The organism is Caballeronia sp. EK (assembly GCF_014384845.1).
Classification (GTDB): Bacteria; Pseudomonadota; Gammaproteobacteria; order Burkholderiales; family Burkholderiaceae; genus Caballeronia; species Caballeronia jiangsuensis.
Window position 1 is genome coordinate 281,526 of record NZ_JACSUE010000009.1, and the last position, 25,017, is coordinate 306,542.

Consider the following 25,017-nt stretch of genomic DNA (forward strand, 5'->3'; position numbering starts at 1 on the left):
AATGGCGGTCGCCGAGCGCGAGCTTTGGCGACGCCAAACGAACAGAGGTCACTACATGTCGATTCTGATCAACAAAGACACGAAGGTCATCACGCAGGGCATCACCGGCAAGACCGGCCAGTTCCACACGCGCGCGTGCCGCGAATACGCGAACGGCCGTGAAGCGTACGTCGCGGGCGTGAACCCGAAGAAGGCCGGCGAAGACTTCGAAGGCATTCCCATCTACGCGTCCGTCAAGGAAGCGAAGGCCGAAACCGGCGCGACCGTTTCGGTGATTTACGTGCCGCCCGCGGGCGCAGCCGCCGCGATCTGGGAAGCCGTCGAGGCCGATCTCGACCTCGCGATCTGCATCACGGAAGGCATTCCGGTTCGCGACATGCTCGAAATCAAGGACCGCATGCGCCGCGAAAACCGCAAGACGCTGCTGCTCGGACCGAACTGCCCCGGCACGATCACGCCGGACGAGCTGAAGATCGGCATCATGCCGGGCCACATCCACAAGAAAGGCCGCATCGGCGTGGTGTCGCGCTCGGGCACGCTGACGTATGAAGCGGTCGGCCAGCTGACGGCGCTCGGCCTCGGCCAGTCGTCGGCGGTGGGTATCGGCGGCGATCCGATCAACGGTCTCAAGCACATCGACGTGATGAAGATGTTCAACGACGATCCGGACACGGACGCCGTCATCATGATCGGCGAGATCGGCGGTCCGGACGAAGCGAACGCCGCTTACTGGATCAAGGACAACATGAAGAAGCCGGTCGTCGGCTTCATCGCGGGCGTGACGGCGCCCCCGGGCAAGCGCATGGGCCACGCTGGCGCGCTGATCTCGGGCGGTGCGGACACGGCGGACGCCAAGCTCGAAATCATGGACGCGTGCGGCATCAAGGTCACGAAGAATCCGTCGGAGATGGCGCGTCTGCTGAAGTCGGTTCTCTGACATCGAGCGGGCAAATTACGCGAGGGTTTGGTACTCTTACTGATTCCTTTCGTATATAAGCCAACAAAAAGCGAGGGAGCATTGCTTCCTCGCTTTTTTATTTCTGCCTCATGTTTGAATTCTTTTCGACGCTTCACTGGGGCGCGGTCGTCCAGATCATCGTGATCGACATCCTGCTCGGCGGCGACAACGCCGTCGTGATCGCGCTCGCGTGCCGTAATCTCCCGGATCAGCAGCGCACGCGAGGCATCGTGCTCGGTACGCTCGGCGCAATCATCCTGCGTGTCGTGCTGATCGCGTTCGCCGTGATGCTGCTCGACATTCCGTTCCTCAAGTTCGTGGGCGGCATGCTGCTTTTGTGGATCGGCGTGAAGCTGATGCAGCCGGATCACGACGAACACGAGATCAACGCATCGGACCGTCTGTGGGCGGCGGTGAAGACGATCATCGTCGCCGATGCCGTCATGAGCCTCGACAACGTGATCGCGATCGCCGGCGCGGCCGAAGCCGCCGATCCGCGTCATCGGCTCGCATTGGTGATCTTCGGGCTGATCGTGAGCATTCCGCTCATCGTGTGGGGCAGCACGCTGGTGCTGAAGCTGCTCGACCGTTTTCCAGCGGTCGTGCTGGTCGGCGCGGGACTGCTCGGATGGATCGCGGGCGGACTCATCATCGACGATCCGTTCATCGACCGATGGCCCGCACTCAATACCGAGTTCGCCGGATATGCGGCGCGCGTCGCCGGGGCGTTCCTGGTCGTCGCGCTGGGCTGGCTGCTCAAACGTCGCGCGCTCGCCGAGGGCAATCGCGCGGCCGGCTGAGCGCTCGCGTGCACGAAATCTCTTAGGCCGTTCGGCCGACTGTTGCTCGTTACGCTCTCTCAATACGATCGAAGCGTCCTGATCGCATCTCGCGGCAGGGCGCTTTTTGATTTCCTGGAGCAGCAATGACGACGATGGCTTGTGATTTGGACGCGCCGCGCGAACGGCGCGCATGGTGGTTCGGGCGACGCGCGGAAGAAGTGCAGACGCGCGGCTTCACGCTGATCGAACTGATGATCGTGCTTGCGATCGTCGGTGTGGTCGCGGCGTATGCGATACCCGCGTATCAGGATTATCTGGCGCGAAGTCGCGTGGGCGAGGGCATTACGCTCGCGGCCGCGGCGCGGCTCGGGGTCGCGGAGAACGCGGCGAGCGGCGCGGATCTCGCGGGCGGCTTTGCGTCGCCGCCGGGCACGCGCAACGTCGAGTCGATTCACGTCGACAGCGACACCGGGCAGATCACGATCGCCTACACGACGCGCGTCGCGCCCGAGGGTTCGAACACGCTCGTGCTTGTCCCTTCGACACCCGATAACGCCGATACGCCGACCGCGCGCGTCGCGCTCAGCCGAGGCGTCGTGCAAGCGGGATCGGTGACATGGGAATGCTTCGCGGCGGCGAAAACGGATTCGTCGCTGCCCGCGCCGGGCGCCGGCCCATTGCCTGCGCAAGCGGCGACGCTCCGCGCGAACCTTGCCCCGCCGGAATGCCGCGCGTAAGCGGTGCGAAAGATCGCGACGTACGGGAAAGCGCGGCGGCAGGTTTACGGCGCCGCCGCGTCGATGCAGCGTCGTTTTTGCGCGAAAAGCAGCGATTTCGTAGCAATTCCGGCCGTTCGACGGACAGCGGGGGCAAAGTTTTGTATAGTGCGCCGGTTGCCGACGTTCCCTGTCCCTATGCCTTCCCAATACGCACGCTTTCTCTGCTTTGCCGTTTTGTGTCTTGCGTTGACGATTCCCTTCGCGGTCGTCAACCACACGTATCCGATTCCGACTTTCTACGCCGAATACAGCGCGCTCGCGCTCTATCTGGCGCTCGGCGCGACGGTCGCGCTGCTCGTGCGCGTGTCCGAGCCCAAAGTGCCGTTCGCGTCGCCGGTCGTCGCGCTGATGCCGCTCGCGTTCGGCGTACTGCTCGTCGCGCAGACGCTGCTGTTGCCGGTCGCTCAGCCATCGATGAACTGGCTCGGCGGCGCGTATCTGCTCGCGTCGTTCGTCGCGGTGCATACGGGCTTCGGACTCGTGCGGGCGGGGCTCGCGGAGAAGGCGCTGAGAATCGGCGCGGCTGCGTTGATGGTCGGCGGACTGTTCGCGGTCTTCTGCCAGATCGTGCAGTTGCTGCATCTCGAAGTGAAGTTCACGCCGTTCGTGGTCGCGTACAACGTGATGGTCGAACGCCGTCCCTTCGGCAACATGGCGCAGGCGAATCACCTCGCGACCGTGATCGCGTTCGCGCTGGCGGGGGCGCTGTATTTCGTGCAGGCGCGGCGGCTCCCGATCGTGCTGTGGCTGATTCTGTCGGCGGTCTACTCGCTCGGTCTCGCGCTCACGGTATCGCGCGGGCCGTGGCTGCAGACAGCCGTGATCGTCGTCGCCGGATTCTGGATGGCCTTCGTGATCGGGCGTCCGGTCGCGTCGGAAGGTTTCGACGGGCCGGGCCGGCGCGATGTGCGCGCGTGGATCGTTCCGGTGCTGCTTGCAATCGTCTTCTTCGCCGTGAACGCGGCGGTGCGCTGGGCGAACGTGCGCTACGACTTCGGTCTTGCGCAATCGGCGGCGGAGCGCATGCAGGAAGCCAGTCAGATCGCGCCGCGTCTCGCGCTCTGGAAATACGGCTGGACGATGTTCAAGACGCATCCGCTGCTGGGCGTCGGCTGGGGCGAGTTTCCCCGTTATCAGTTCGATCTCGTTCGCGATCTCGGCGGCGTGGAGATCGCGAATAACGCGCACGACATCTTCATCGACCTGCTCGCGAAAACGGGCGCGCTCGGCATGGCGATTCTCGTCGCGGGCATCGTGTTCTGGCTGATTCGCGTGCTGCGCGCGCCGCAGACGCCGGCGCGCATTTTCGCGCTGTCGCTGCTCGGCGTGCTGATGATGCATGCGCTCGTCGAGTATCCGCAGCAGTACATGTTCTTTCTGATGCCGGCGATGCTCGTCATCGGGCTGCTGGAGACGCGGCCGCTGCGGCTCGTCGCGCGTCCGCTGTCGTATGGCGTGTATGTCGTGCTCGTGCTCGGCGGGCTGGCGGCGCTTTATCCGACGCTGCGTGATTACAATCGCGCCGAAGTGCTCTATTACGGCTCCCGGCCCGCGGAGCAGTATCGCGACAATCCTTCGTTCCTCTTCACGGCATGGGGCGAATACGGCGCGGCGACGCTGCTGCCGATCAACGCGCAGAACGTCGAGGAGAAGCTCGCCGCGCACCGAAAGGCGATCGCGCTGTTGCCGGGCGAAACAGTGTTGCGCCGGTACGCGGTGCTCCAGGCGCTCGCCGGACAACGCGCCGAAGCGCTCGACACGATGGCGCGCCTGAAGATTTTCGCGATGCAGCTGCACGACTGGCCGAAGCAGCTTGCTGCCGTCTACGATCTGGTCGATGAAGCCGGCACGTCGCTGGCTCCCTTCAGGGCGGATCTGGTGAAGCTGTATGGGGTGCCGGCGCAGAGTCAGGTGCCGTCGGCGGAAGACGACGAGGAGTGAGGAAGGTCAGGGTGCCGGCGCTGTTTGATCTGCCGCCACCCAGTCGCCCGACTTCCCGCCATGCTTCTCCATCACGCGCACGTTCGTGATGGTCATTCCGCGATCGACCGCCTTGCACATGTCGTAGACCGTGAGCAAGCCGACCTGCACGGCGGTCAGCGCTTCCATTTCCACACCGGTGCGCCCGACCGTCTCCACGCGCACTTCACAATGCACGCCGGGTAGCGCTTCATCGATCGTGAAATCCACCGCGACGCGCGTCAGCGCCAGCGGATGACAAAGCGGGATCAGATCGGCGGTGCGTTTCGCGCCCTGAATCGCGGCGATGCGCGCGACGCCGAGCACGTCGCCTTTCTTCGCGCGGCCTTCGCGGATCAGCGCGAGCGTGCCGTCGAGCATCGAGATCGAGCCGCGCGCCACGGCGACGCGCCGCGTTTCGTTCTTCGCGCCGACATCGACCATGTGCGCCTCGCCGGCGGCATCGAAATGGGTGAGTCCGGACATAGCGTCTCCTTCGAATGGGCGCTTATCATACCAGCGTGATTTCGCGCGGTTTTTCACGAAACATCGCGCCGTCCGCGGCCACGCACGGCCGACGCTAGACGCCCCACACGCAACACTTGATACGATAAGCTCGTTTTAGTTTTCGAGCCGACCATCGGCGCTTCGACCGTTTCGCGCCATGCATCCGACACGTCCGAGCCGCGTGCTCATCTTCCTGCTGTGCGTCGCCCTCGCCGTGCCGCCCGCGGCGCTGGCGCAATCGGGTTCGCCTTCCGCGAACGCGACGGGCACGCTCGCGGCGTCGCAGTTGCGGTCATCGCAGGAAAATGTCGGTAGCGACGTGCCGGCCAATGTCGCGGAAGGCGTTTTCGGCGTCTACGGCGGCGCCGAAAGCCGCTTCGCGAATCGCCCCGGCACGATGTCCGGCCTGCGCGCGCCGCTTTCGTCGGTGCAACTTCCGGATCTCGGCGATGGCTCCGGCGGCTCGCTCACCCCGCAGGCCGAGCGCAAGGTCGGGGAGCGGATGATGCGCGAAGTGCGCGCCGATCCCGACTATCTCGACGACTGGCTGCTGCGCGACTACCTCGATTCGATCTCGTCGAAGCTGTCCGCCGCCGCGGCCGTGCAGTATCTCGGCGGCTATCGGCCCGACTTCGACCTGTTCGCCGTGCGCGATTCGCAGATCAACGCGTTCTCGATGCCGGGCGGCTTCATCGGCGTGAATACGGGTTTGATCGCCGCAACGCAGACCGAGTCGGAACTGGCGTCGGTGATCGGCCACGAAATGGGGCACGTGCTTCAGCGTCACATCGCGCGCATGCTCGGCACGCAGGAAAAGAGCACCTACGCGGCGCTCGCCGCGATGGTCGCCGGCATGCTCGCGGGTCTGCTCGCGCATAGCGGAGATCTGGGCATGGGCATCGCGATGGGCGGCCAGGCGTTCGCCGTCGACAATCAACTGCGCTTCTCGCGGGCGGCCGAGCATGAAGCGGATCGCGTCGGCTTCCAGATGCTCGCCGCCGCCGGTTACGACCCGTACGCGATGGTCGCGTTCTTCGAGCGCCTCGACCGCTATTCGATGGCCGATAACGGCGTGCCGCCCTACGTGCGCACGCATCCGCTCACGACCGATCGCATCGCCGACATGGAAGGCCGCGCGCGGCGCGTGCCGTACCGTCAGCCGCGTCAATCGGCGGAATATGCGTTCGTGCGCGCCCGCGCGCGCGTGCTGCAGGTGAATTATGCGAGCGACTATCGCGAAGTCGCGAGCCGGCTCAAATCGGAAATCGAGGATCAGACGGCGCTCAACCCGGCGTCGAACTGGTATGGGATCGCACTCGCGCAATCGTTGATGGGCAATTACGACGCCGCCAGCGAAGCGCTCGCCAAAGCGCGCAAGCTGTTCGAGGGCGAGGAGGCGAGCACGGCGGCGGCATCGGCGCAGGTTCGGCAGGAGGATCGCGCGCGGCCATCGCAGGAAACGGTCGCGACCGCGCCGCCCGTGACGTCGCGCAAGGGCGGCGATCAATCGCTGCGCAACGCGGACCCTTCGATGACCGCAACGCCGCTCAACAACGCACGCGCGGCGCTGAATCTCGGCAACGCACCGCAGCCCGATTCGACGCCAGCGAAGCCGTCTCGCGCGAGCAGCGACATCGCTCTGCCGCCGGTTCACGTCGAAGGCCGATCGGCGCCGGCGCAGAAACCGCAGCCCGCGCCGCCAGCGCTACGCAGCACGCCGAGCCTTGACGTGCTCGCGGCCGACATCGCGCGCCGCGCGGGCCGCAACGACGACGCGATCCGTCTCGCGGACATCGCGCAGAAACGCTGGCCGGAATCGCACGCTGCCATCGACGTGCATCTGCAGGCGCTGCTTTCCGCACGCCGCTTCGCCGAAGCGCAGACGCTCGCACGCCGCGAAACGCGCGCCGAGCCGGCGCGGCCCGACTGGTGGTTCTATCTCGCGCAGGCGAGCGCGGGTCTCAACGATCCGCTGCAACAGCATCAGGCGATGGCCGAGAAGTTCGCGCTGGACGGCGCGTGGCCATCCGCGATCCGGCAACTGAAGGAAGCGCGCGACGTGAAGACCGCCAGCTTCTACGATCTCTCGACGATTTCCGCGCGCCTGCGCGATTTCGAGACGCGCTACAAGGAAGAGCGCGAGCTGGAGAAGAACAGCTAGATCAGTCTTTCTTCGCGGCGGCGCGGTCGGCGGGACTCGCGACGAAACCGAAGCGCGTCGCGACGTCGGCGCGCGCGATCGGCTGCACGGGCAGATCGACGCCATCGCGCCAATGGAACACGCCGCCCTTGCCCGCATCGTCGAGCGACGCGTGATTCGCGAACAGTTCTATATCGTGATCGTGCAGGGCGGCCACGCGCGCGGGCGATGCGTCATCGGAAAAGAGGATGCCGCCTTCGTCGTCGATGAACGCGTGCGCAGGCCCGAACGCCGCGCCGGCCTGATCGGTCAGGCGCAATGCGCCGTCCGCCGCGTGCAGGCGCACGATCCACGGCGTGTAGGCCAGCTCCACGTATACGCGCTGCGGACCGTTCTGGAAGAACCACTGGCCATCGGCATCGCTCTCGTAGTTGCGATTGATGAAGCCGAGCAGCGCTTCATGCCGGATCGGCGTGCCGAGTTCGCCGGCTGCCTGCGCGGCGTCGTCGCGCATGCGCCACTGGCCGCGCCGGTCGAGCAGCAGCCAGCCCGTGCAATGCGGAACGTTGGGCCATTTGGCGAGCGCCTGCCTGACGATTTCATCCATGATGATTCACGAAACGAAGTTCTCCAGATAGCCGAACACCCGCAGCGACAGCCAGTCGATCCGGCCGGGAAACGGCCCCGTCATGAAGCCGACGTGCCCGCCGTGATTCGGCTGGTCGAGCGTGACGCGCGCCGACACTTCGGCCACCGACGGCAGCGCGAACTCGGGCAGGAACGGATCGTTGCGCGCGTTCAGTAGCAGCGCGGGCACTTCGATGTGCTTCAGATGCGCGCGGATGGTCGCCGTCGACCAATAGTGATTGGTGTCGCGAAAGCCGTGCAGCGGCGCGGTGACGACGTTGTCGAACTCGTATAGCGTGCGCGCGGCGAGCACGGCGTCGCGATCGTAAAGACCGGGATACTGGCCGAGCTTCGCGAGCGCCTTCTTCTTCAGCGACTTCAGGAAGCTGCGCGTGTAGACCATGCCGAAGCCCTGCGAGATCGCGAGGCCGCCCGCGTGGACGTCGAGCGGCGCGGAGATGGCCGCGGCGGCACTGACGATCGACGCATCCTTGCCGTTTTTGCACAGCCAGTGCAGCAGCACGTTGCCGCCGAGCGATACGCCCGCCGCGACGATCGGCCCGGGATGCGATTGCGCGAGCCGACGCAGGATCCAGTCGACTTCGGCGCTGTCGGCAAGATGATAGAAGCGCGGCAGCAGGTTGAGCGGGCCGCTGCAACTGCGAAAATGCGGCACGACGCCGTGCCAGCCGCGCGCGCGGGCGGCGGCCATCATCGTGCGGGCGTAGTGCGAATCGGAATTGCCTTCGAGGCCGTGAAAGAGCACGAAGAGCGGGGCGTTCGCGGCGGGTTCGTCGCCGGGATCGTGCGTGAGGAAATCGAGATCGATGAAATCGCCATCGGGCGTGTTCCAGCGCTCGCGGCGATAACTCACGGCAGGCTTGCGGCCGAACAGAGCAGGAACGATGGTCTGCGCATGGCTCGTCGGCAGCCAGCGCGGCGCGTTATAGAGCCAATCCGAGCCCGGCAGGCCCGGCACGCGCGCGGTTGCCTTCAGTGCTACGGCAGGCGCTTTGTCCACGAATGACGAATCGTGTTTCAACAACGGATCGCGCTTCATGGCCCCTCCCCGACAGACGTCTTCTTCAGCGCTTCAAGTCTTCAGTGCAGCGGTCCCTGGCCGTGACGCAGCTTCGCCGCGAACTGGCCCGCCGTTTCCATCGGCATCTCGCTCGCGTGAATATGCGCGATGCGCCATTCACCGCGCTCGTGAACCATCACGTAAGTCGTGTAGATCATGCGCGGCACGCTCGCCGGCGTGGCCGGCTGATGCGCCTCGGCGATCGCATAGACGACCGTGCCCAGGCTGTCGTACACGCGGATATCGAGCGGCTCGATGGTTACCGCCTGCGTTTCGAATTGCTTGCCGAGACCGGCGCGGATGCTTTCCAGCCCGTGCAGATGCGTGCCGTCCGCGCAGACGCAGGCGGCGAAATCCTCGTCGATCCACAACGACATCACACTGTCGATGCTGTTGTCCGCGACTGCCTGATAGTAAGCGTTGAGAGTATCGGCGGCGGCTTCGAAGAGGCGGGCGAAACGTGGCATGGCTCGTGGGTCTCTGGCATTCGGTGCTGCGCGCCGCTCGAAGCCGCTGATGGCGGCAGGCAACGGAACGGCGCGCTGCATCGGTCATTGGTCAAAGCATGCCCCCGTTCGGAGACATTCGCGTGTCCGCACCCGCACACACGGCTGGAAACCGTCTTGTTGGACACGCGTTTTGACGCGTGAGCGCAACATCAACGATGCGCGAGCAGCATCCCTCGCAGATCGCCGAAGACCTGTTCGGCCGAGAGTTCGCGCAAGCAGTTCAGATGGCCGAGCGGACACTCGCGGGCAAAGCACGGACTGCATTCAAGATGCAGCCATTGTACCTTTGCGAGATCGGACAAGGGCGGCGTGTGGCGCGGATCGGTCGAGCCGTAGACCGCGACGAGCGGCCGGCGCGAGGCGGCCGCGACGTGCATCAGGCCGGAATCGTTGGTGACGACCGCGCTCGCCCGCGAAATGAGCGCGCACGCTTCGCCGAGTGAGGTCTGGCCGCACAGGTTGCGGACCATCGGCGCGCGCTCCGCGATGGCCTGCGCGATCGGCGCGTCCTTCTTCGAGCCGAGCGCGATGATGCGCGCATACGGGAACGACTGCGCGATGAACTGCGCGAGCGACGCAAAATGCTCCGGCGGCCAGCGCTTGGCCGGGCCGTATTCCGCGCCCGGACAAAACACGACGAGCGGCGCGCGCGTGTCGAGATCGAAGCGCGTCGAGACGCGCGCGGCCTCGTTCGGATCGGATTCGAGACGCGGCACGGGAAGCGTTTGTGCGTCGGGCGCCGCAGCCGCTTCGGGCTGGGCGAACCTGTCGACGAACGGCAGCTTCGCGCCCGGCGTGTAGGCGAGCGCGGCGTAGTGCGCGGTCATCGGCGGACGCTCGGTCTTCGGCGGATTCGCGTGGCGCACGTTCAAGAGCCCGTAACGGCTCTCGCCCTTGTAGCCGATGCGCAAGTTGATGCCCGCCATCCACGGAATCAGCGCGGATTTGACGGAGTTGGGCAGCACGTAGGCGGCGTCGTAGCCAACATCGCGCAAATCGCTCGCGAGCTGCCAGCGGCGCAGCAGTTGCAGCTTGCCGTGGGCGAGGTCCGTCGCGTAGACATCGCGGATCTCGGGCATGCGTTCCAGCACGGGCGCGACCCAGGTGGGCGCGACGGCATCGATCGCGATGCGCGGATGAAGCTTGCGCAAGAGCGTAAAGAGCGGCTGCGCCATCAATGCGTCACCGATCCAGTTCGGTGCTATAACCAGCGCACGGCGCATCTTTCGTTATCCGATCTCAAAATAAACGCGGCCCACCGCCTTGGGGCGGGCCGTCGATTGGTGTGGGTTGACGTGCGCCGATGCTGCGCGGCGCAAACGATCAGGGCGCGGCCGGCACCCGGCGGCTTTCAGTGGCCGCCCTTGAGCACTTCGCCGTCTTTCAGCTTGTAGCGCGTGCCGCAGTACGGGCAGCGCGCTTCGCCGTGCGTCACGTCGATGAACACGCGCGGATGCGTGCTCCAGCGCTGCATCTTCGGGTTCGGGCAGAAGGCGGGCAGGTCCTTCGCCGACAATTCCACCAGCGGCATTTCCTTCAGGTCGCTCATTGCTATCTCTTGTCAGATGTCCAGCGCGCGGCGAGCATTCGGCCCGCCGCGTCGCATGAGGTCGATTAAACCTTCGCGAGCCAGCTCGCGTACTTCTCGTTCTTGCCGCCGACGACGTCGAAGAACGCACTTTGCAGCTTTTCCGTGATCGGGCCGCGCGCGCCGGAGCCGATGGTGCGGTTGTCGAGCTCGCGGATCGGCGTGACTTCGGCGGCGGTGCCGGTAAAGAACGCTTCGTCGCAGGTGTAGACCTCGTCGCGGGTGATGCGCTTTTCGATGACCGGGATGCCGAAATCGCGCGCGAGCGTGATGACGGTGTCGCGCGTGATGCCGTCGAGGCACGAGGCCAGGTCCGGCGTGTAGATCTTGCCGTTGTTCACGAGGAAGAAGTTCTCGCCGGAGCCTTCGGAGACGTAACCGTCCACGTCCAGCAGCAGGGCTTCGTCGTAACCGTCGGCGACGGCTTCCTGATTCGCGAGAATCGAGTTCACGTACCAGCCGGAAGCCTTCGCGCGCACCATCGACACGTTCACATGATGGCGCGTGAACGACGACGTCTTCACGCGGATGCCCTTCGCGAGGCCGTCTTCACCGAGGTACGCGCCCCACGGCCAAGCGGCGATGGCCACGTGGATCGTGTTGCCCTTGGCCGAAACGCCGAGCTTTTCCGAGCCGACCCAGATGATCGGGCGGATGTAGCAGCTTTCCAGGTTGTTCGCCTTGACGACTTCCAGTTGCGCGGCTTCGAGCGTGGCGGCGTCGAACGGGACGTCCATCTGAAAGATCTTTGCCGAGTTCAGCAGGCGCTTCGTGTGTTCTTTCAGGCGGAAGATGGCCGTGCCCTGCGCGGTCTTGTACGCGCGCACGCCTTCGAAAACGCCCATGCCGTAGTGCAACGTGTGCGTCAGAACGTGGATCTTGGCATCACGCCAGTCGATGAGCTTGCCATCCATCCAGATCTTGCCGTCGCGGTCGGCCATTGACATACGGTTCTCCTAGCTGTCTCGGTTCAAGTGGGTTTCGGCAGGCCGCCCGCGTTCTGAAGGGGCAGCGGCGCCCGGCGCGCTTTCTTGCGTGGATTCCGTGGGGAAGACGCGCGGCGAGGGCGCAAAGGCAGCGAAAGACCGTCATTTTAGCGTCTTTTCGCGACGAAACCGATCTTGGAGCGCCTTTCACGACGCTATAATTTGCCTTTCGCCGTCCGCCGAAAAATAGCGGAACGAAACGGCGAAGCTCACCATTCCCGATTTTCCCGGTTTTTCCCGATCCATCGCGCAATCGATCGAGGCCGCGCAATGGCATCACGGGTTGTCCTGTTCGCCTCGCATTCGCTCATGCTCGACCGGCTGTCAGACACGAATCGCCGCGCGTTTTTCGAGGGCGTGCGCACCTTCTCGCCCGCCGTCCTGGCGACGTTCTCGTGGGGTCTCGTGACCGGCATCGCGATGACGAAGTCCGTGCTGACCGTGCCGCAGGCGCTCGGCATGTCGTTCGCGGTGTACGCGGGCTCGTCGCAACTCGCGGTGCTGCCGCTCTTCGCCGCGAAGCTGCCGCTCTGGACCATTCTCCTGACCGCCGCGATGGTCAATCTGCGCTTCGTCATCTTCAGCGCGGGGCTCGCGCCGCATTTCGCCTATCTGCCGCTCAAGCGCCGTCTGCTGCTCGGCTATTTCAACGGCGACATCATCTATCTGATGTTTTCGAAGCGAAATTTCCCGGTCGGCTGGCAGCCCGGCAAGGAAGCGTTCTTCTGGGGGCTGGCGGTGTCGAGCTGGTTGTCGTGGCAGAGCTCGTCGGTGATCGGGATTCTGCTCGCGAGCCTGATTCCCGATAACTGGGGCCTCGAACTCGCCGGCACGCTCGCGCTGATTCCGCTCATCGTTTCGGCGATCGCCACGCGCTCGACGCTCGCGGCCGTCGCCGTCGCCAGTGTGGTCGCGCTGCTGGCGTTCGATCTGCCGTATCGCTTCGGCCTGCCGCTCGCGGTGTTCGCGGCGTTGCTCGCGGGTACGCTCGCGGACGTGATCGCGGAACGTACAGGGCCGAAGCCAGTCGCCGGTAACAAGGACGACAAGCCCGCCGCCACGAGGCCCCTCCGATGAGCGCGCTGCACGTCTGGCTCGCGATTCTCGGCATGGGCCTCGTCACGGCGGTGACGCGCGCGCTCTTTCTGATCGGCGGCGAGCGCATGGTGTTGCCGCCGCGCGTGCAGCGCGTGCTGCGCTACGCGCCGGCCGCGGCGCTCGCGGGCGTCGTCGTGCCGGATCTGCTCGAAACGTCCACGGGCATTTCGCTCGCGCTGTCGAATCATGCGCTATGGGCGTCGGCGGCCGGGCTCGCGTACTACCTGTGGCGGCGCGGCATGATGGGCACGATCGCCGTCGGCATGCTCGTGTTCACGCTGCTGCGGCTCGCAGTGTGATGGCGCCGCGCGTGACGAATGCGTCGTCGCCAAATACGCGTCATCAACGATTGCCCGCTAAAAGGCGTCAAGGCGATCGGTTAAAATGATGGTCTTTCCCGAGTGAGCGAGGTCGAAAGTGTGTCCGGCAGTCACCGCGCTACGATTTTCCAATCCGCCGCTCCCGGCTGCGTGCACGTGTCCCGGCACGCGCCCGAGCGCGTCTCGCGCGCATCTCCGGATTCATCTGTCCGATCCCTTTCTCCCGCTTCCGGCACGCGCGTTCGGCTTTACCGCGCGGCCTTCGCCTCCAGCCTGATCCGCGCGCGAGCCGTCCTGCCCGGCGGCCCGCACGCGGCGACTCCACGAACCGGCCGCCCCGACGGCCGTCCCCGCCCGAACCGCTTCTTTACCTACGTTGACTCCCATGACGAAAGTACTGCGTTTCACCGATCTGATCGCCGAAGGCAAAGTCTCCGGCAAGCGTGTGTTCATCCGCGCGGATCTCAACGTGCCGCAAGACGATAACGGCAACATCACCGAAGACACGCGCGTGCGCGCCTCCGTCCCGGCGATCAAGGCCGCCCTCGACGCGGGCGCGGCCGTGATGGTCACGTCCCACCTGGGCCGTCCGACCGAAGGCCAGTTCAAGCCGGAAGACTCGCTCGCGCCGGTCGCGGCGCGCCTGTCGGAACTGCTCGGGCGCGACGTGCCGCTCGTCGCCGACTGGGTCGACGGCGTTCAGGTCCAGCCGGGCAACGTCGTGCTGCTGGAAAACTGCCGCTGCAACAAGGGCGAGAAGAAGAACGACGACGGCCTCGCGCAGAAAATGGCGAAGCTCTGCGACGTCTACGTGAACGACGCGTTCGGCACCGCGCACCGCGCCGAAGCCACGACGCACGGCATCGCGAAGTACGCGCCGGTCGCGTGCGCGGGCCCGCTGCTCGCCGCCGAACTCGACGCGCTCGGCAAGGCGCTCGGCAACCCGAAGCGCCCGCTCGTCGCGATCGTCGCGGGCTCGAAGGTGTCGACCAAGCTCACCATTCTGAAGTCGCTCGCCGAGAAGGTCGATCAGTTGATCGTCGGCGGCGGCATCGCGAATACGTTCATGCTGGCGTCGGGTCTCAAGATCGGCAAGTCGCTCGCGGAAGCCGATCTCGTCGACGAAGCGAAGGAAATCATCGAGCAGGCGCGCACGCGCGGCGCATCGGTGCCGATTCCGAGCGATGTCGTGACGGCGAAGGAATTCGCGCCGACCGCGAAGGCGGAAATCAAGCCCGTCGCGGATGTCGCCGACGACGACCTGATCCTCGACATCGGCCCGGACACGGCGAAGGCGCTCGCGGCGCAGCTCGAGACGGCCGGCACGATCGTCTGGAACGGCCCGGTCGGCGTGTTCGAGTTCGACCAGTTCGGCAACGGCACGAAGACGCTCGCGCAGGCGATCGCCACTTCGTCGGCGTTCTCGATCGCGGGCGGCGGCGACACGCTCGCGGCCATCGCGAAGTACAACATCGCCGACAAGGTGAGCTACATCTCGACCGGCGGCGGCGCGTTCCTGGAGTTCCTGGAAGGCAAGACGCTGCCCGCGGTGGAAGTGCTCGAGTCGCGGGCTTAAGGCGTTGACGGCCCGAAGCAATCCGGCGAAAGCAGGAAAGAAGGGCGCGCAAGCAGCCGGCGGCGCGCAAGACGAAGTGACGCAGGACGTGATCGACAGCGGCGCGCTCGATGCCGCCGCTGAAGCAGCGCTGGCGATCGCGGAAGCGGCTCAACCCGATCAGGCATCACCCGAGGGCGAAGCCGCGGCCGCAGTGCCGCCGACGCCTCCGGTCATCATCGGCGGTCTGCCCGCCCATGCACTGAAAGATATCGACAAAGCGACGCCGGCACGATCCGGCGCGCGCGCGCAACCGGTGAGCAACACCTCGCCGCAAGCGCAACGTGCTCGCAGCGTAGTTACGGGCGATCCTACTGAGACGAGGAATTCCATGCATCGCGCTACAAAGATTGTTGCCACCATCGGCCCGGCTTCCACGAGCCCTGACATCCTGCTGCAAATGCTGCAGGCGGGTCTCGACGTCGTACGTTTCAACTTCTCGCACGGCACCGCCGACGACCACCGCCAGCGCGCCGAAATCGTCCGCGAGGCGGCGCGTCAGGTGGGCCGCGAAGTCGCGATCATGGCGGACCTGCAAGGCCCGAAGATCCGCGTCGGCAAGTTCGAGAACAACAAGACGATGCTCGTCGCGGGCAATCCGTTCATCCTCGACGCCAACTGCCCGCTCGGCAACAACGAACGCTGCGGCCTCGATTACAAGGATCTGCCGCGCGACCTGCGCGCCGGCGACGTGCTGCTGCTCAACGACGGTCTCATCGTGCTCGACGTGACGCGCGTGATCGGCGAGGAAATCCACACGACGGTGAAGGTCGGCGGCGAGCTCTCGAACAACAAGGGCATCAACCGCCAGGGCGGCGGCCTCACCGCGCCCGCGCTGACCGAGAAGGACATGGAGGACATCAAGACGGCGATGTCGCTCGGCGCGGACTTCGTGGCGGTGTCGTTCCCGAAGAACGCAACGGACATGGAAATGGCGCGTCAGCTCGCGAACATCGCGGGCGCGCCGTACGGCATCAAGCCGAAGATGATCGCGAAGATCGAGCGCGCCGAAGCGATTCCGGCGTTGCAGGGCATTCTCGACGCGTCGGACGGCATCATGGTCGCGCGCGGCGATCTCGCCGTGGAAGTGGGCAACGCGGCGGTGCCGGCGCTGCAAAAACGCATGATCCGCATGGCGCGCGAGTCGAACAAGCTCGTGATCACCGCCACGCAGATGATGGAATCGATGATCCACGCGCCCGTGCCGACGCGCGCGGAAGTGTCGGACGTGGCGAACGCCGTGCTCGACGGCACCGACGCCGTGATGCTCTCCGCCGAAACCGCGGCTGGCAAGTATCCGGTGACGACCATCGAAACGATGGCGGCCATCTGCGTCGAAGCGGAGAAGTCGGAGGAGTCGCAACTCGATCGCGATTTCCTCGACCGCACGTTCACGCGCATCGACCAATCCATCGCGATGGGCGCGCTCTTCACCGCGTATCACCTGGGCGCGAAGGCCGTGGTCGCGTTGACCGAATCCGGCTCGACGGCGCTGTGGATGTCGCGTCACTGGACGCACGTGCCGATCTTCGCGCTGACGCCGCGCGTGTCGAGCGAGCGCACGATGTCGCTGTACCGCAACGTGACGCCGCTGCACGTCGATACCAACATGGACCGCGATACCGCGCTGAATCAGGCGCTCGAAGTGGTCGTGTCGAAGGGCTACGCGGCGCGCGGCGACATGGTCGTGCTCACCGTCGGCGAGCCGATGGGTCAGGCGGGCGGCACCAACACGCTGAAGATCGTGCGTGTGGGCGATCACTTCTAAGCGTTTCCGGGAAGTCCGGAGCGCCCGCCGCGCGAGCAGCGGCGGGCGCTCATCAAGCGCGCAAGACGACGCAGAGCGATGCGTCAGTCCACGCAACGATAAAGCCGAAAACCGCCCGAGAGCGGAATCGAGCGCGCTGCAGAATTCGTTTCACATCATGGAGTTTCACCACAATGCCTCTCGTATCAATGCGTCAACTGCTGGATCACGCGGCCGAACACGGCTACGGCCTCCCGGCATTCAACGTCAACAATCTGGAACAAGTGCAGGCGATCATGTCGGCGGCGAACGAAGTGAACGCGCCCGTCATCATGCAGGCGTCCGCCGGCGCGCGTAAGTACGCGGGCGAAGCGTTCCTGCGTCATCTGATCGAAGCGGCCGTCGAGTCGTATCCGCATATTCCGGTCGTGATGCATCAGGATCACGGCCAGTCGCCGGCCGTGTGCATGGCCGCGATTCGCTCCGGCTTCACCAGCGTGATGATGGACGGCTCGCTCGAAGCCGACGGCAAGACCGTCGCGTCGTACGAATACAACGTCGCGGTGTCGAAGCAGGTCGTGGAGTTTTCGCATTCGATCGGCGTGACCGTCGAAGCGGAGCTGGGCGTGCTCGGCTCGCTCGAAACGATGAAGGGCGACAAGGAAGACGGCCACGGCGCCGAAGGCACGATGACGCGCGAGCAGCTTCTCACCGACGTCGAGCAGGCCGCCGACTTCGTGAAGCAGACGCAGTGCGATGCGCTGGCAATCGCGATCGGTACGTCGCACGGCGCGTACAAGTTCTCGAAGAAGCCGACGGGCGATATTCTCGCCATCGACCGTATCCGCGAAATCCACCAGCGCATTCCGAACACGCACCTCGTGATGCACGGTTCGTCGTCGGTGCCGCAGGAACTGCTCGCCGAGATCCGCGAGTTCGGCGGCGACATGAAGGAAACCTACGGCGTGCCGGTCGAAGAGATTCAGGAAGGCATCAAGCACGGCGTGCGCAAGGTGAACATCGATACCGATCTGCGCCTCGCGATCACCGGCGCGATCCGCCGCTATCTGTTCGAAAATCCGTCGAAGTTCGATCCGCGCGATTACCTCAAGCCCGCGCGCGAAGCGGCGAAGGAAATCTGCCGTCAGCGCTACATGCAGTTCGGTTGCGAAGGCATGGCGGGCAAGATCAAGCCGGTTTCGCTCGACAAGATCGCCGAGAAGTACAAGTCCGGCGCGCTCGCGCAGATCGTCAAATGAGCGCGAAATAAGCCTGATCTGAGCCAGGCGTTATTTGTAAAGTAAAATCAACGGGTTCCGGGTTCGGAGCCCGTTCGCTTTTTTTCTCTCTTTCCGCGCTCGAAGGCAAAGTGCGGCGTTCACCATTTCAGAACCCTTCCGGTACATGACGATGTCCACGCTATACGAATCCACGATCAAATCGCTGCCGCTGCTCGGCCGCGGCAAGGTCCGCGACAATTACGCAGTCGGTCAGGACAAGCTCCTGATCGTTACGACCGACCGCCTTTCCGCATTCGATGTCGTCATGGGCGAGCCGATTCCGAACAAGGGCCGCGTGCTGAACACGATGGCCGATTTCTGGTTCGAGAAGCTCGGTCACATCGTGCCGAACCACAACACGGGCATCGATCCTTCGACCGTCGTCGCCGCCGATGAAGTCGGGCAGGTGACGGGCCGCGCGGTCGTCGTGAAGCGCCTGGAGCCGATTCTCGTCGAAGCGGTCGTGCGCGGTTATCTCGCCGGAAGCGGCTGGAAGGACTATCAGGCGACGGGCGCGGTGTGCGGCGTCGAACTGCCGCCGGGCCTGCAGAACGCGCAGAAACTGCCCGAGCCTATTTTCACGCCCGCGGCGAAGGCCGAAATGGGTCATCACGACGAAAACATCACCTACGATGAGATGGAGCGCCGCATCGGCACCGAGCTGTCGGCGACGATCAAGCGCATCTCCATCCAGTTGTACAAGGAAGCGGCCGAGTACGCGGCGACGCGCGGCATCATCATCGCGGATACGAAGTTCGAGTTCGGTCTCGACAACAAGGGCGAGCTGTATCTGATGGACGAAGTGCTGACCGCGGATTCCTCGCGCTTCTGGCCCGCCGACGGTTATCAGGTCGGCACGAATCCGCCGTCCTTCGACAAGCAGTTCGTGCGCGACTGGCTCGAAACGCAACCGTGGAAGAAGGAGCCGCCCGCGCCGAAGCTGCCCGACGACGTGATCGCGAAGACGTCGGAAAAGTATCAGGAAGCATTGCAGCGTCTCACTGGCAAGACTTTGTCGTAATTCGATACGTGCCGCTTCCGGGAAGCGGCACGCGCATTTCAAGGGAAAAGGAATGAGCGAAGTACAGACCGGCGCCCACACGCACGAAGCGCCGCTCGTCGGCGTGTTGATGGGCTCCAGCTCCGACTGGGACGTGATGAAGCACGCCGTCGCGATGCTTCAGGAATTCGGCGTGCCGTACGAGGCGAAAGTCGTCTCCGCGCATCGCATGCCGGACGAGATGTTCGCGTACGCCGAAAGTGCGCGTGAGCGCGGCGTGCGCGCGATCATCGCAGGCGCGGGCGGCGCGGCGCATCTGCCGGGCATGCTGGCCGCGAAAACCACCGTGCCGGTGCTCGGCGTGCCGGTGGCGAGCAAGTATCTGAAGGGCGTCGATTCGTTGCACTCGATCGTGCAGATGCCCAAGGGCGTGCCGGTCGCGACCTTCGCCATCGGCGAGGCGGGCGCGGCGAACGCGGCGCTGTTCGCGGTGTCGATGCTGAGCGTCGCCGACGCGAAATACGCCGACGCGCTGGCCGCTTTCCGTGTGAAGCAGAATCAGGCGGCGCGGGACATGGCGCTGCCGCCGCTTTGATGACCCCGCGCGCAGACCGCGCGTCGCGCAATCGCTGATGCCCACAGCCAGCCACCCAAGCCCACGATGAACCCACAAAATTCCCCGATCTCTCCCATCCTGCCGGGCGCATGGCTCGGCATGGTCGGCGGTGGCCAGCTCGGCCGCATGTTCTGCTTCGCCGCGCAATCGATGGGCTATCGCGTCGCCGTCCTCGATCCGGACGAGACGAGCCCCGCCGGCGCCGTCGCGGATCGCCACATCCGCGCCGCCTACGACGATCGCGCCGCGCTCACCGAACTCGGCCGCCTGTGCGCGGCGGTATCGACGGAATTCGAGAACGTGCCGTCCGCGAGCCTCGAATTTCTCGCGTCGTGCACATTCGTGAGTCCGGCCGCGGGCTGCGTGGCGATCGCGCAGGATCGCGTCGCGGAGAAGCGTTTCATCGCGGCAGCGGGCGTGCCGGTCGCGCCGCATGTCGTGATCGAATCGCCGCAGGCGCTCGCTGGGCTGCCCGACGAGAAGATCGCGGCGGTGCTGCCGGGCATTCTCAAGACCGCGCGTCTCGGCTACGACGGCAAGGGACAGGTCAGCGTGCGCAACGTCGCGGACGTGCGCAACGCGTATGCGTCGCTGTCGGGCGTGCCGTGCGTGCTCGAAAAGCGCATGCCGCTCAAGTACGAAGTGTCCGTGCTGATCGCGCGCGGCGGCGACGGCAAGTCGGCGGTGTTCCCGCTCGCGCAGAACGTGCACGTGAACGGCATTCTCGCGAAGACGGTCGTGCCCGCGCCCGATGCGTCGGCTTCGCTCGTCGCGCAGGCGCAGGACGCCGCGCTCACCATCGCCGCGAAGCTCGGCTATGTCGGCGTGCTGTGCGTCGAATTCTTCGTGCTGGAAGACGGCACGCTCATCGCCAACGAAATGGCGCCGCGTCCGCACAATTCCGGCCATTACACGGTCGATGCCTGCGCCACGAGCCAGTTCGAGCAACAGGTCCGCGCGATGACCGGCATGCCGCTCGGCGATACGCGCCAGCATTCGCCCGCCGCGATGCTGAACCTGCTCGGCGATATCTGGTTCGACGGCGACAAGGCCAGATCGCCCGCATGGACGGAAGTCGCGGCGATGCCGGCCGCACGGCTGCATCTGTACGGCAAGGAAGATGCGCGCCGGGGCCGCAAGATGGGCCACATCAACTTCACGGCGGCCACGCTCGAGGAAGCGCGCACGGCGGCGCGTGACTGTGCGCGCATGCTGCATATCACGCTCGACTGAGCCTTTGTAGTAGAAGCAATGACCATCATCTATCCGAGCGCGGCGCAGATCGACGAAGCCGCCGCCTTGCTCGACGCGGGCGAACTCGTCGCGTTTCCGACCGAGACGGTTTACGGGCTCGGCGGCGACGCGGAGAATCCCGACGCCATCGCGCGTATTTATGCTGCGAAGGGCCGTCCGGCGAATCATCCGGTGATCGTGCACCTCGCGCCCGAAGCCGATCCGGGCTACTGGGTGCGCGAGTTGCCCGCCGACGCGCAGAAGCTCATCGATGCCTTCTGGCCCGGCCCGTTAACGTTGATTCTCAAGCGCGCGGCGCATATTCCGGCGGCGGTCAGCGGCGGCCAGGATTCGGTGGGCGTGCGATGCCCGTCGCATCCGGTGGCGCAGCAACTGCTCTCGGCGTTTCATGAGCGGCGGATGGGCACCGGCAAGCAGGGCGGCGTCGCGGGGCCTTCGGCCAACCGCTTCGGTCATGTCAGTCCGACGACCGCGCAGCACGTGCGCGACGAGTTCGGCGGCGCGGTGCATGTGCTCGATGGCGGAGCGGCGGATGTCGGCATCGAATCGACGATTCTGGATCTGTCGCGCGGGTTTCCGGCGCTGCTGCGGCCGGGGCATGTGAGTCCGCGGCAGATCGCGGATGTGATCGGTATTGCGCCGAGGTTGCCGGATGGGTCGGATGCCACGGCGCCGCGCGCCTCGGGGACGCTGAAGGCGCATTACGCGCCGCGCACGCCGTTGGCGCTGTTGCCGTTTGCGTCGATCGAACCGTTGCTCGCGGCGTTCGATCGATCGCGTGGCGGACGAGTCGCGCTGGTGGCCCGGCCGTCGAGCGCGGGCGAATGGGCGCATGCGGGACATGTGCATTTCGTCGCCGCGCCGGAAGATCCGCAGAGTTATGCGCGCAACTTGTATGGCTTGTTGCGTGCGCTGGATCGGGCGAATGTCAAGCGGATTCTGATCGAGAAACTGCCGGAGACGGTGGAATGGGTCGCGGTGAACGATCGGCTGGGGAGGGCGGCGGCGGCGTTTGAAGAGGAAGCGTGACGCGTCGCTGAACGTTCTTTCGAAAGCGCCAAAACAAAACCGTTCGGTCGATTCGACCGAGCGGTTTGCTTTTCGCGCAGCGCTTCGTACGCTTACTTCCCCAACCCGGACTTCGCAACCACCTGCTCCGCCGCCTGCGCATAGAGCGCACCCAGATGCGTCGTCGGATGCACGGTGTCCGCGTACATATACGTCTGGTCCGCACCCGCGACGGTCAGGGTCTCCGGCGAACAGAACAGCGAGGTGGCGAACGCTTGCGGATTCGGCTCGCCGAACTTCTGCGCCGCCGCAGCCATCGCTTGCAGATTACAGGCCGTCCCGGTGTTCGACACGGTGAAGCCGAACTGCTGGAAATTCGCCGTGACATTGGCGAGCACCGGCACGATGTCCAGATAGATCACCTTCGACATCAGTCCCGACTGCGTAAGCGCTGCCGCAAGCGCCTGATTGAAGCCAGCCGATGCCTGTGAGAGCAGCGCGCGATTGGCGGCCGAACTCATCATGCCCTGCGGCGTGGTGCCGATGTCCGGCACGTTCGACACCAGTACATGCGTCGCGCCGCTCTGCAGGACTTTGCCGATCACGCCGGCGAGGTCGATTGCCGCCTTGCCGATCGCCGCGCTCGCCTGTGCCGGTGTGATCGCGCCGGCCACGGCCAGCTGGAAGTTATAGAGGATGTCGTTGCCACCGCCGTTGACGATCACGAGCTGATTCGAATTGAAGCTGCCGTGCGCGGTGAGATAGTTCTGCACCTGCTGAACGATCGGCACCGTGAGTGCGCCCGTGTAGTTCGCGGGATCGTTCGACACGTGATTGATCCCGATCGGATTCGTCACGAGCGAGCCGCCCTGCGCATAGCCGAGACCCGCTTGCGTGGCAGGCGGCGTGCCGAAGCCGCCCGTCATCGCGGGCGTGAGCGTGTCGCCGTAATACTGCGCGACATTCTGCACCCAGACCTGACCCGGATTCGTCGTGAACCGGCCGCCGCCGAAGTTCGCCGCCGCGACCGGTGCATACGTGCCGACGTCGGAAAGGCTGTCGCCGAACGAAACGACCTGCAGCTTCACGCCGCCCGCTGGCGTGGAATTGTTGTCATCGCCGCCGCCACCGCACGCGGCGATCAGGGCAAAGGCCGCGCTGGCCGTCGCGACTTGGGCAAAGCGCACCAGTGCGGCGCGCGTCGAGCGTTGCTTCTTCATGGACCTCGTCTCCCTTCTTCGGTGTTTTCTAGTTCGATTGCGGCGCCTGACCTTGTGCGGTCCGCACGCCGCGTACCTGCGAGTTTAAGCGATGCCGCACGCCCGCCCCGATGCGCACCCGCACCGGGCCAGCGGCGTGCCCGACAGCGTACACGCCGCGCGCATCTTCCCGGGTGTCACTTCGTAGAAGAAATCTTCGGTCCCTTCGGGCGTCCGTGCCTGGGAGCGGCGCGCTCAGCCGATACCGCGAGCGCCGTTCATTCCGCCGCGCCCGGCTTGCGCGCGCCTTCGTAGACCCATTCGAGCAGCGCATCGTGCGCGGCGCGCGCGGCTTCGGCGCGCGGATCGTTGATGAAGCTCACGACAACATAACTCTCGCCGTTCGCCGCGCCGACGTAGCCCGCGATCGCCCGCACGTCGCGCAGCGTGCCGGTCTTGATGTGCGCATTGCCGAGCGCGCCCGCATTGGTGAGACGGTTGCGCATCGTGCCGTCGACGCCCGCGACCGGCAGCGATTCGACGAACACCTGCGCGACCGGACTCGCGTTCGCCGCCATCAGCAGATCGGCGAGCGAGCTTGCGGAGATGTGCTCGTCGCGCGAAAGACCCGAGCCGTTGTCGAGCGTGAGGCCGCTCATCGGCAGGGCGCTGCGCTTCAGGAACGCCTGGATCGCCGTTGCCGATTTCGCCGTGGTCGCGGGCGGCTTCGCTTGCGCCGCGCCGATCGTGAGGAACAGGTTGCGCGCCATCACGTTGTTGCTGAACTTGTTGATGTCGCGCACGACGTCCGATAGCACCGGACTCCGATGCGTGCCGACGAGCCGCGCATTCGATGGCGTCGCGCCTTCGCGTGTCGCGCCCTGGAACGTGCCTCCCGCCTGCTTCCAGAGCGCGAGGAAGCCGCCCGCGAAGAACGTCGAGTGATCGAGCGCGGCGACGTTGACCGTGCGCGAGCCGCATCGCAACGGATAGTCGCCGATGAACGATGCCTGCACGAAGCCGCCCTGCGTCTGCGCGACGCTCGGCGACGCCGCCTGGAGCGAGCCGGTGCACGCGCCGCGCGTGACGCGCAGTTCGTTGTCGATCTGCAACTGCGCGAGTTGCGGCAGCACGTCGATGGCGACTTGTCCGTCGGCGCTCGGCGTCAGCGTGAAGGACAGCGACTTGAACGCGTACAGCAGCGGGTCCGGGCCGACGTTGTAGGGCGCGGAGTCATCGTTGTCGAAGGCGGGCAGATCGCGCGTGGAGGCGTCGAAGTAACGCTTGTCGAGCACGAGCGCGCCATCGATGCCCGTGATGCCGTTCTTGCGCACCTGCTCGACGAGATCGATCAGTTCTTCCGGCACGAGCTTTGGATCGCCAGTGCCCTGGATATACAGATTGCCGTGCAGGACGCCCTGTGCATCGACTTCGCCGTCGGCATACGCGGTCGTCTTCCAGCGATAGTCCGGGCCGAGCATCGAGAGGCCGGCGTAGGTGGTGACGAGCTTCATCGTCGAGGCGGGCAGCATCGGCTCGTTCGCGTTGACGGACACGAGCGGCAGCGGCGCGCCGACGCGCTGCACGACGACGCTCATCGACGAAAGCGGCACGTGCGCGTGCGCGAGCGCCGTCATCACCGATGCGGGCAGCGGACCGGCGGGCACACTCGCCTTCGCGGCGCGCTCGGCCTTCGCGCGCTTCGACTTGGCCCCGCCGATTGCCGCGCGCTGCGGCGCGTGACCTTGCGAATCGGCCTTCGAGCCGCCACCGCGCGCATGTGCATCGGGAATATGACCGAGCGCGACGCAGGCGAAGGCTGCGGCGAGCGCGAACGAAGAGAGACGGGAGGACACGGAACGAAAAACAGGCGGCATGGACGAGCGTTGTTATTGGGGCTGATGACGGGCGGCGGCGCGCGGGAAGCGGCTATTGTAGACAAGCTGCCTTGCGGAAATCGTACG

General features: G+C 65.5%; 23 protein-coding genes. 14 read left to right on the forward strand and 9 right to left on the reverse strand.

What is annotated here, in order from left to right; all coding sequences use genetic code 11:
- Nucleotides 1-55: 55 nt before the first annotated feature.
- The 4 genes from sucD (at nt 56) to IAG25_RS27225 (ending at nt 4,460) form a co-directional block, all read left to right on the forward strand.
- Nucleotides 56-937 (forward strand): succinate--CoA ligase subunit alpha, encoded by an 882-nt coding sequence (sucD, locus tag IAG25_RS27210; RefSeq protein ID WP_035497975.1) that lies wholly within the window; start codon nt 56-58, stop codon nt 935-937.
- 110 nt (nt 938-1,047) lie between these two features.
- A complete protein-coding gene (locus IAG25_RS27215) occupies nt 1,048-1,758 on the forward strand; it encodes a TerC family protein (RefSeq protein ID WP_187607584.1) in 711 nt (236 codons plus the stop codon).
- 125 nt (nt 1,759-1,883) lie between these two features.
- The gene (locus IAG25_RS27220; protein ID WP_187607585.1) at nt 1,884-2,477 is read left to right on the forward strand and encodes a pilin; all 594 of its coding nucleotides are present in this window, start codon (nt 1,884-1,886) and stop codon (nt 2,475-2,477) included.
- Nucleotides 2,478-2,654: 177 nt separating this feature from the next.
- Nucleotides 2,655-4,460, forward strand: a complete 1,806-nt coding sequence (locus IAG25_RS27225) for a PglL family O-oligosaccharyltransferase (RefSeq protein ID WP_187607586.1) — start codon at nt 2,655-2,657, stop codon at nt 4,458-4,460.
- Between the two features lie 6 nt (nt 4,461-4,466).
- On the opposite strand, the gene moaC is transcribed toward IAG25_RS27225, so the two are convergent.
- Nucleotides 4,467-4,964, reverse strand: coding sequence for a cyclic pyranopterin monophosphate synthase MoaC (gene moaC, locus IAG25_RS27230; RefSeq protein WP_187607587.1), 498 nt, complete (start codon nt 4,962-4,964; stop codon nt 4,467-4,469).
- 178 nt (nt 4,965-5,142) lie between these two features.
- Here moaC and IAG25_RS27235 point away from each other — a divergent pair, with 178 nt between their 5' ends.
- Entirely contained in the window at nt 5,143-7,146 is a 2,004-nt protein-coding gene (locus IAG25_RS27235; protein ID WP_187607588.1) for a M48 family metalloprotease, read from the forward strand.
- Nucleotide 7,147: 1 nt separating this feature from the next.
- On the opposite strand, the gene IAG25_RS27240 is transcribed toward IAG25_RS27235, so the two are convergent.
- The 6 genes from IAG25_RS27240 to IAG25_RS27265 all read right to left on the reverse strand — a co-directional run bounded on the left by IAG25_RS27240 (nt 7,148) and on the right by IAG25_RS27265 (nt 11,877).
- Nucleotides 7,148-7,732, reverse strand: coding sequence for a DUF2946 family protein (locus tag IAG25_RS27240; protein ID WP_187607589.1), 585 nt, complete (start codon nt 7,730-7,732; stop codon nt 7,148-7,150).
- Nucleotides 7,733-7,738: 6 nt separating this feature from the next.
- Nucleotides 7,739-8,812, reverse strand: a complete 1,074-nt coding sequence (locus IAG25_RS27245) for a YheT family hydrolase (RefSeq protein WP_187607590.1) — start codon at nt 8,810-8,812, stop codon at nt 7,739-7,741.
- Nucleotides 8,813-8,853: 41 nt separating this feature from the next.
- Complete coding sequence (locus IAG25_RS27250; protein WP_187607591.1) at nt 8,854-9,300, reverse strand: nuclear transport factor 2 family protein; 447 nt, start codon at nt 9,298-9,300, stop codon at nt 8,854-8,856.
- Nucleotides 9,301-9,491: 191 nt separating this feature from the next.
- Nucleotides 9,492-10,565, reverse strand: a complete 1,074-nt coding sequence (waaF, locus tag IAG25_RS27255; protein ID WP_035497822.1) for a lipopolysaccharide heptosyltransferase II — start codon at nt 10,563-10,565, stop codon at nt 9,492-9,494.
- 128 nt (nt 10,566-10,693) lie between these two features.
- Nucleotides 10,694-10,891, reverse strand: a complete 198-nt coding sequence (locus IAG25_RS27260; RefSeq protein ID WP_008351333.1) for a zinc-finger domain-containing protein — start codon at nt 10,889-10,891, stop codon at nt 10,694-10,696.
- Between the two features lie 65 nt (nt 10,892-10,956).
- The gene (locus tag IAG25_RS27265; protein ID WP_187607592.1) at nt 10,957-11,877 is read right to left on the reverse strand and encodes a branched-chain amino acid transaminase; all 921 of its coding nucleotides are present in this window, start codon (nt 11,875-11,877) and stop codon (nt 10,957-10,959) included.
- 348 nt (nt 11,878-12,225) lie between these two features.
- Between IAG25_RS27265 and IAG25_RS27270 the strand changes: the two genes are divergently transcribed.
- The 9 genes from IAG25_RS27270 (at nt 12,226) to IAG25_RS27310 (ending at nt 21,875) form a co-directional block, all read left to right on the forward strand.
- Nucleotides 12,226-12,993 carry an AzlC family ABC transporter permease gene (locus IAG25_RS27270; RefSeq protein ID WP_238210521.1) on the forward strand — a complete coding sequence of 256 codons (768 nt, stop codon included), beginning with the start codon at nt 12,226-12,228 and terminating at the stop codon, nt 12,991-12,993.
- The gene (locus IAG25_RS27275; RefSeq protein WP_187607593.1) at nt 12,990-13,313 is read left to right on the forward strand and encodes an AzlD domain-containing protein; all 324 of its coding nucleotides are present in this window, start codon (nt 12,990-12,992) and stop codon (nt 13,311-13,313) included. The genes IAG25_RS27270 and IAG25_RS27275 overlap by 4 nt, the downstream gene beginning before the upstream one ends.
- A gap of 406 nt (nt 13,314-13,719) precedes the next feature.
- Nucleotides 13,720-14,910 carry a phosphoglycerate kinase gene (locus IAG25_RS27280; protein ID WP_187607594.1) on the forward strand — a complete coding sequence of 397 codons (1,191 nt, stop codon included), beginning with the start codon at nt 13,720-13,722 and terminating at the stop codon, nt 14,908-14,910.
- Between the two features lie 4 nt (nt 14,911-14,914).
- Nucleotides 14,915-16,717, forward strand: coding sequence for a pyruvate kinase (gene pyk, locus IAG25_RS27285; protein ID WP_255503961.1), 1,803 nt, complete (start codon nt 14,915-14,917; stop codon nt 16,715-16,717).
- 173 nt (nt 16,718-16,890) lie between these two features.
- On the forward strand, nt 16,891-17,955 hold the full coding sequence (gene fba, locus IAG25_RS27290; protein ID WP_035497826.1) for a class II fructose-bisphosphate aldolase: 1,065 nt from the start codon (nt 16,891-16,893) through the stop codon (nt 17,953-17,955).
- Between the two features lie 151 nt (nt 17,956-18,106).
- Nucleotides 18,107-18,997, forward strand: coding sequence for a phosphoribosylaminoimidazolesuccinocarboxamide synthase (locus tag IAG25_RS27295; protein WP_187607595.1), 891 nt, complete (start codon nt 18,107-18,109; stop codon nt 18,995-18,997).
- 52 nt (nt 18,998-19,049) lie between these two features.
- Nucleotides 19,050-19,571 (forward strand): 5-(carboxyamino)imidazole ribonucleotide mutase, encoded by a 522-nt coding sequence (gene purE, locus IAG25_RS27300; protein ID WP_187607596.1) that lies wholly within the window; start codon nt 19,050-19,052, stop codon nt 19,569-19,571.
- 66 nt (nt 19,572-19,637) lie between these two features.
- Entirely contained in the window at nt 19,638-20,825 is a 1,188-nt protein-coding gene (locus IAG25_RS27305; RefSeq protein ID WP_187607597.1) for a 5-(carboxyamino)imidazole ribonucleotide synthase, read from the forward strand.
- An 18-nt stretch (nt 20,826-20,843) separates the two neighbouring features.
- Complete coding sequence (locus IAG25_RS27310; RefSeq protein WP_187607598.1) at nt 20,844-21,875, forward strand: L-threonylcarbamoyladenylate synthase; 1,032 nt, start codon at nt 20,844-20,846, stop codon at nt 21,873-21,875.
- A gap of 92 nt (nt 21,876-21,967) precedes the next feature.
- Here the strand turns inward: IAG25_RS27310 and IAG25_RS27315 are convergent, their stop codons facing one another.
- Together IAG25_RS27315 and dacB are read right to left on the reverse strand one after the other, a co-directional pair.
- Entirely contained in the window at nt 21,968-23,074 is a 1,107-nt protein-coding gene (locus tag IAG25_RS27315) for an SGNH/GDSL hydrolase family protein (RefSeq protein ID WP_187607599.1), read from the reverse strand.
- A 257-nt stretch (nt 23,075-23,331) separates the two neighbouring features.
- A complete protein-coding gene (gene dacB / locus IAG25_RS27320; protein ID WP_187607600.1) occupies nt 23,332-24,930 on the reverse strand; it encodes a D-alanyl-D-alanine carboxypeptidase/D-alanyl-D-alanine endopeptidase in 1,599 nt (532 codons plus the stop codon).
- Nucleotides 24,931-25,017 lie beyond the last annotated feature (87 nt).

Bases quoted from the DNA above. Each gene is read 5' to 3' on its own strand.
- sucD (WP_035497975.1), top strand. From the start codon at position 56: ATGTCGATTCTGATCAACAAAGACACGAAGGTCATCACGCAGGGCATC.
- IAG25_RS27215 (WP_187607584.1), top strand. From the start codon at position 1,048: ATGTTTGAATTCTTTTCGACGCTTCACTGGGGCGCGGTCGTCCAGATC.
- IAG25_RS27220 (WP_187607585.1), top strand. From the start codon at position 1,884: ATGACGACGATGGCTTGTGATTTGGACGCGCCGCGCGAACGGCGCGCA.
- IAG25_RS27225 (WP_187607586.1), top strand. From the start codon at position 2,655: ATGCCTTCCCAATACGCACGCTTTCTCTGCTTTGCCGTTTTGTGTCTT.
- moaC (WP_187607587.1), bottom strand. From the start codon at position 4,964: ATGTCCGGACTCACCCATTTCGATGCCGCCGGCGAGGCGCACATGGTC.
- IAG25_RS27235 (WP_187607588.1), top strand. From the start codon at position 5,143: ATGCATCCGACACGTCCGAGCCGCGTGCTCATCTTCCTGCTGTGCGTC.
- IAG25_RS27240 (WP_187607589.1), bottom strand. From the start codon at position 7,732: ATGGATGAAATCGTCAGGCAGGCGCTCGCCAAATGGCCCAACGTTCCG.
- IAG25_RS27245 (WP_187607590.1), bottom strand. From the start codon at position 8,812: ATGAAGCGCGATCCGTTGTTGAAACACGATTCGTCATTCGTGGACAAA.
- IAG25_RS27250 (WP_187607591.1), bottom strand. From the start codon at position 9,300: ATGCCACGTTTCGCCCGCCTCTTCGAAGCCGCCGCCGATACTCTCAAC.
- waaF (WP_035497822.1), bottom strand. From the start codon at position 10,565: ATGCGCCGTGCGCTGGTTATAGCACCGAACTGGATCGGTGACGCATTG.
- IAG25_RS27260 (WP_008351333.1), bottom strand. From the start codon at position 10,891: ATGAGCGACCTGAAGGAAATGCCGCTGGTGGAATTGTCGGCGAAGGAC.
- IAG25_RS27265 (WP_187607592.1), bottom strand. From the start codon at position 11,877: ATGTCAATGGCCGACCGCGACGGCAAGATCTGGATGGATGGCAAGCTC.
- IAG25_RS27270 (WP_238210521.1), top strand. From the start codon at position 12,226: ATGCTCGACCGGCTGTCAGACACGAATCGCCGCGCGTTTTTCGAGGGC.
- IAG25_RS27275 (WP_187607593.1), top strand. From the start codon at position 12,990: ATGAGCGCGCTGCACGTCTGGCTCGCGATTCTCGGCATGGGCCTCGTC.
- IAG25_RS27280 (WP_187607594.1), top strand. From the start codon at position 13,720: ATGACGAAAGTACTGCGTTTCACCGATCTGATCGCCGAAGGCAAAGTC.
- fba (WP_035497826.1), top strand. From the start codon at position 16,891: ATGCCTCTCGTATCAATGCGTCAACTGCTGGATCACGCGGCCGAACAC.
- IAG25_RS27295 (WP_187607595.1), top strand. From the start codon at position 18,107: ATGTCCACGCTATACGAATCCACGATCAAATCGCTGCCGCTGCTCGGC.
- purE (WP_187607596.1), top strand. From the start codon at position 19,050: ATGAGCGAAGTACAGACCGGCGCCCACACGCACGAAGCGCCGCTCGTC.
- IAG25_RS27305 (WP_187607597.1), top strand. From the start codon at position 19,638: ATGAACCCACAAAATTCCCCGATCTCTCCCATCCTGCCGGGCGCATGG.
- IAG25_RS27310 (WP_187607598.1), top strand. From the start codon at position 20,844: ATGACCATCATCTATCCGAGCGCGGCGCAGATCGACGAAGCCGCCGCC.
- IAG25_RS27315 (WP_187607599.1), bottom strand. From the start codon at position 23,074: ATGAAGAAGCAACGCTCGACGCGCGCCGCACTGGTGCGCTTTGCCCAA.
- dacB (WP_187607600.1), bottom strand. From the start codon at position 24,930: ATGCCGCCTGTTTTTCGTTCCGTGTCCTCCCGTCTCTCTTCGTTCGCG.